Source organism: Pseudomonas sp. H2_D02 (assembly GCF_054677635.1).
This window is the reverse complement of the sequence record NZ_CP162816.1, coordinates 2,701,042-2,707,008: the sequence shown is the minus strand read 5'-3', so window position 1 is coordinate 2,707,008 and position 5,967 is coordinate 2,701,042. Positions and strand designations below refer to the sequence as shown.

Annotated in this window: 3 protein-coding genes; all 3 read left to right on the top strand. The window is 62.4% G+C overall.

Annotated elements, in window-relative coordinates; translation table 11 throughout:
- The first annotated feature begins 479 nt into the window (after positions 1–479).
- The 3 genes from nirB to AB4N42_RS12550 are packed head-to-tail and all read left to right on the top strand — an operon-like array spanning position 480 to position 5,964.
- Entirely contained in the window at positions 480–2,933 is a 2,454-nt protein-coding gene (gene nirB / locus AB4N42_RS12560; protein ID WP_460116262.1) for a nitrite reductase large subunit NirB, read from the top strand.
- Positions 2,930–3,250, top strand: coding sequence for a nitrite reductase small subunit NirD (gene nirD / locus AB4N42_RS12555; protein WP_030141942.1), 321 nt, complete (start codon positions 2,930–2,932; stop codon positions 3,248–3,250). The genes nirB and nirD overlap by 4 nt, the downstream gene beginning before the upstream one ends.
- Positions 3,247–5,964 (top strand): nitrate reductase, encoded by a 2,718-nt coding sequence (locus AB4N42_RS12550; RefSeq protein WP_323154568.1) that lies wholly within the window; start codon positions 3,247–3,249, stop codon positions 5,962–5,964. The genes nirD and AB4N42_RS12550 overlap by 4 nt, the downstream gene beginning before the upstream one ends.
- The last annotated feature ends 3 nt before the right edge of the window (positions 5,965–5,967 follow it).

The following is a 5,967-nucleotide window of genomic DNA, read 5'->3' as shown; positions in this document are numbered from 1 at the left end:
TTCTGGGTATCCGGAATCAGTGGGCACAAGGCACAAAGGCATGTCGTCCCTATGAAACGAACGCAAACCGGAAAAATTAGCGATTGGGAATAAGTGTCAGCAGGCGCTGATCGACCGGGATCCAGGCCCGTGCGCAATGCCCGCTCGCCTGCCATTACCAAGCCATCGGGCCCGACGCTCCATTACTGGGCAATACGCTTTGATTCGGTGCAATAAATCCCCCTGCACCTCGGCCAACCTGGGGATCGGCCAGTAGATCCCGGCGCCCGAGCCACTTGGCACAACCACTGCATAACGTCCATCAACATACATTTGGCAACGCCTTCAACGATGAGGGCGGTGCTTCCCGAGAGAACGGGACCAGGACAAAGGCGTCCTCGCTAGTTTTGCTAGCGAGACGCCTTTTTTTGTTTTCGAAAAAATTGCCGAGCCAGCCTGACCGCCGTGATGAGACAGGCCTGAGCCCGCGGAGAACCCTGATGAAAAAACTCAAACTGGTGATGATCGGCAACGGCATGGCCGGGGTTCGAACCCTCGAGGAACTGCTCAAGCTGAGCAACGAGCTCTACGACATCACAGTGTTCGGTGCCGAGCCCCACACCAACTACAACCGCATCCTGCTCTCGCCCGTGCTGGCCGGTGAGCAGACCTTCGAAGAGATCGTGCTCAACGACCTGAGCTGGTACCTGGACAACAACATCAAGCTGCTGCTCAACCGCAAGGTCGTGGAGATCGACCGGGTCAAGCGCCGGGTCATCGCCGAAGACGGCAGCGAAGCCGAATATGATCGCCTGCTGATCGCCACCGGCTCCACGCCGTTCATCCTGCCGATCCCCGGCAATACCCTGGACGGCGTGATCGGCTACCGCGACATCGCCGACACCCAGGCGATGATCAACACCGCCAAGACCCACAAGCACGCCGTGGTGATCGGCGGTGGCCTGCTCGGCCTGGAAGCCGCCAACGGCTTGAAGCTGCGCGGCATGGACGTGACCGTCGTGCATATCGGCGAATGGCTGCTGGAACGGCAACTGGACAAGACCAGCGGCCAATTGCTGCAGACCGCCCTGGAAAGCCGTGGCCTGAAATTTCGTCTCAGCGAGCAGACCCAGGCCCTGCACGACGCCGGCAATGGCCGGGTCGGCTCGGTCCAGTTCAAGAACGGCGACATCATCCCCGCCGACCTTGTGGTGATGGCGGCCGGCATCCGCCCCAACACCGAACTGGCGGAAAAAGCCGGCATCCCCTGCAACCGCGGGATCCTGGTCAACGACACCATGCAGACCTATGACCCGCGCATCTACGCCATCGGCGAATGCGCCAGCCACCGCGGCACCGCCTACGGCCTGGTGGCGCCGCTGTTCGAGCAAGCCAAGGTCTGCGCCAACCACCTCGCGCAACTGGGCTTCGCCACTTACAAGGGCTCGGTGACGTCGACCAAGTTGAAAGTCACCGGCATCGACCTGTTCTCCGCCGGCGACTTCATGGGCGGCGAAGGCACCGAGACCATCACCCTTTCCGACCCGATCGGTGGCGTCTACAAGAAGCTGGTGATCAAGGATGACGTGCTGGTCGGTGCCTGTCTGTACGGCGATACGGCGGATGGCGGCTGGTATTTCCGTCAGATCCGTGAGAATCACGCCATCAGCGAGATCCGCGATCACCTCATGTTCGGAGAAAACGCCCTGGGCGATGTAGGACACCAAGGCCAGGACAAAGCCATGAGCATGGCCGACACCGCCGAAGTCTGTGGCTGCAACGGCGTGTGCAAGGGCACCATCGTCAAGGCGATCCAGGAACACGGGCTGTTCAGCGTCGACGACGTGAAAAAACACACCAAGGCCGCCAGTTCCTGCGGCTCTTGCGCCGGCCTGGTGGAGCAGATCCTGATCAACACCGTGGGCGGCGCGGCGGACGTTAAGCCGAAAAGCGAAAAAGCCATCTGCGGTTGCAGCGACCTCAACCATGGCCAGATCCGCCAGGCGATCCGTGACCAGCACCTGCTGACCATCGCCGGGACCATGAGCTACCTGAACTGGCGCACCCCGAATGGTTGCGCCACCTGCCGTCCGGCCCTGAACTACTACCTGATTTCCACCTGGCCCGGCGAAGCCCAGGACGATCCACAGTCGCGCCTGATCAACGAACGCGCCCACGCCAACATCCAGAAAGACGGCACCTATTCCGTGGTCCCACGGATGTGGGGCGGCGTGACCAACCCGTCCGAACTGCGGCGCATTGCCGATGTGGCCGACAAGTACAACGTGCCCATGGTCAAGGTCACTGGCGGTCAGCGCATCGATTTGCTGGGCATCAAGAAGCAAGACCTGCCCGGCGTCTGGAAAGACCTCGACATGCCGTCCGGCCACGCCTACGGCAAATCCATCCGCACCGTGAAGACCTGCGTGGGCAGCGAGTTCTGCCGCTTCGGCACGCAGAACTCGACTCAGTTGGGGATCGAGCTGGAGCACGACCTGTTCAACATGTGGTCGCCGCACAAGGTGAAACTGGCCGTCTCCGGCTGCCCGCGCAACTGCTCGGAAGCGGGCATCAAGGACGTCGGAATCATCGGCGTCGATTCCGGCTGGGAGATGTACATCGGCGGCAACGGCGGGATCAAGACCGAGGTCGCCGAGTTTTTCGTCAAGCTCAAGACCGCCGAAGAAGTGCGCGAATACAACGGCGCTTTCCTGCAGCTCTACCGCGAGGAAGCCTTCTACCTCGAACGCACCGTGCATTACATGCAGCGGGTCGGCATGGAGCACATCAAGAAAGCCGTGCTGGAAGACCCGGAGCGGCGCAAGGCCCTTCACGAACGCCTGAAGTTTTCCCTGTCGCTGGAACAAGACCCTTGGAAACAGCGGCTGGAGCAACCCCAACTGAAAAAAGAGTTCGAGGTCATCCCCGTGAAGAACTTGGAGGTGCCAGCATGAATTGGCTGGATATCTGCGCGCTGGATGAAATCAACGCCCTGGGTTCACGCATCATCCAGGGGCCGAAAGGCGATATTGCGATTTTTCGTACCAGTGACGATGAAGTTTTCGCACTCGATGACCGCTGCCCACACAAGGGCGGTCCGCTGTCCCAGGGCCTGATCTACGGCAAGCGCGTGGCCTGCCCGCTGCATAACTGGCAGATCGACCTGGAAACCGGCCTGGCCCAGGCACCGGACGTGGGTTGCGCCCATCACCACTCGGCCCGGGTCGAGAACGGCCGGGTCATGCTGGCCCTGCGGGAAGCAAGCTCATGAGCCGCCAGACCACAGCCTCGACCTGCTGTTACTGCGGGGTCGGTTGCGGCGTGTTGATCGAGCATGACGGCGAGCGCATCCTCGGCGTCAGCGGTGATCCCGCCCATCCGGCCAACTTCGGCAAATTGTGCAGCAAGGGCTCGACCCTGCACTTGACCGGCGACCTCGCCGCCCGCGCCCTGTATCCGGAACTGCGCCTGGGCAAAAACCTGGCCCGTGGACGCACCGACTGGGACAGCGCGCTGGACCATGCCGCGCATGTTTTCGCCGAGACCATCGCCGAGCATGGCCCGGACAGCGTGGCGTTCTACATCTCCGGCCAATTGCTGACCGAGGATTACTACGCCTTCAACAAACTCGCCCGGGCCTTGGTCGGCACCAACAACATCGACAGCAACTCTCGGCTGTGCATGTCTTCTGCCGTGGTGGGCTACAAACGCAGCCTCGGCGCTGATGCCCCACCCTGCAGCTACGAAGACTTGGAACTGAGCGATTGCGTGATGATCGTCGGCAGTAACATGGCCTACGCCCATCCGATCCTGTTTCGTCGCCTCGAAGAAGCCAAATCCCGCCGTCAAGAGATGAAAATCATCGTCATCGACCCCCGGCGCACCGACACCTGCGACCTGGCGGACCTGCACCTGGCGATTCTGCCGGGCACCGATGTCGCGCTGTTCCATGGGATTTTGCATTTGTTGCTGTGGGAAGACTGGATCGACCGCAGCTTCATCAAGGCTCACACAGAAGGCCTCGCGGACCTGAAGAACCTGGTGCGCGACTACACGCCCGCCATGGTCGCCCAGCTCTGCGGCATCAGTGTCGAGCAACTGCACCAATGCGCCGAATGGATCGGCACCTCACCCAGTTTCCTGTCGCTGTGGTGCATGGGCCTGAACCAATCCACCGCCGGCAGCGCGAAAAACAGCGCGCTGATCAATCTGCACCTGGCCACCGGCCAGATCGGTCGGCCGGGTGCGGGACCGTTCTCGTTGACGGGCCAACCCAACGCCATGGGCGGTCGGGAAACCGGCAGCCTGTCGAACCTGCTGCCGGGCCATCGCGAAGCCGCCAACCCGGAACATCGCGCTGAAGTGGCCGATTACTGGGGCGTCGACCAACTGCCCGCGACCACCGGTTTGAGTGCGATCGAACTGTTCGATCAGGTGCGCAGCGGCAAGATCAAGGCCCTGTGGATCGCCTGCACCAACCCGGCGCAGTCGATGCCGGACCAGGCCGCCGTGCGCGAGGCCCTGCAAGCCTGCCCGTTCGTGGTGTTGCAAGAGGCCTTCCGCACCACCGAGACCGCCGCGTTCGCCGACCTGCTGCTGCCCGCAGCCAGCTGGGGCGAAAAAGAAGGTTCGGTGACCAACTCCGAACGGCGCATTTCCCACGTTCGCCGGGCAATCAACGCACCGGGAGAAGCGCGACCGGACTGGGCCATCACAGTGGATTTCGCACAACGCCTGGAGAAACGCCTGCGCCCGGGGCAATCCAGCCTGTTCGCCTTTGACGCTCCGGCCCAGTTATTCGATGAATACAAGCAACTGACCCGTGGTCGCGACCTGGACCTGTCCGGGATCAGCCACGCGCTGATCGATCAACTCGGCCCCCAGCAATGGCCCTTCCGCGAAGGCGCCACGGTCGGCACCGCCCGTTTGTACGTGGATGGAATTTTTCCTACCGAAAGCGGCCGCGCCCGATTTGTCGCCGACCCTTATCGCGCCGCCAAGGAATTGCGTGACGCCCGCTATCCGCTGACCCTGAATACCGGTCGCTTGCGTGACCAGTGGCACGGCATGAGCCGCACCGGTACCGCTGCGCAGTTGTTTGGCCATGTGAACGAAGCGGTGCTCAGCCTGCACCCCGACGAATTGACTCGCCATCGCCTGCAAGCCGGTGATCTGGTCAGCCTCAAGAGCCGTCGCGGCAGCCTGATCGTGGCCGTCGACAGCGACGACAGCGTGCGCCCCGGCCAGGCTTTCTTGCCGATGCACTGGGGCGATCGGTTTCTCAAGGGAGGGGTGAACACCCTGACCCAGCCGGCGTTCGATCCACTGTCCAAACAGCCAGAGCTCAAGCACAGCGGCGTACGCCTGGAAGCTGTAAACCTGCCCTGGCAACTTTTCGCGCTGGTCGAAGGCGATGTCCAACAACATTTGGAGACGTTGCGCCCGCTGTGTGAGGCGTTTGCCTACGTCAGCCTTAGCCTGACCGGTCGCGAACGTCCGGCGTTGCTGATTCGCGCCGCCAGTGCCGTTGCACCCGACCCACAACTGCTGAAGGCAATCGACGAACAACTGGGGCTGATCGAAGGGCCGGTATTGGCCTACGACGATCCGCGTCGCGCCATCGGAAAACGGGTGCGGATCGAAAACGGGCGTATCACCGCCATACGCCTGGCCGGCGAAACCCTGGCTCGGCATTGGCTGCAGAACCTGTGGCTGGAAGGTCGTGCCGACGAGCAACTGCGGCGTTGGCTGCTGGCGCCGTTGAGTGCGCCACCAGGCAACGCCGGCGCGGCCGTGGGCGGCGGGAAGACGCTGTGCAACTGCATGAACGTCAGCCAGCGCGCAGTGTGCGCCGGTATCGAGCGCGGCCTGGATTTGCAGGGCCTGAAAAAAGAACTGGGCTGCGGTACGCAGTGCGGTTCCTGCGTACCGGAAATCAAGCGCCTGCTGGTTGCCACCGCGCAACCGGTCGCCGCGATATCGTGAGGA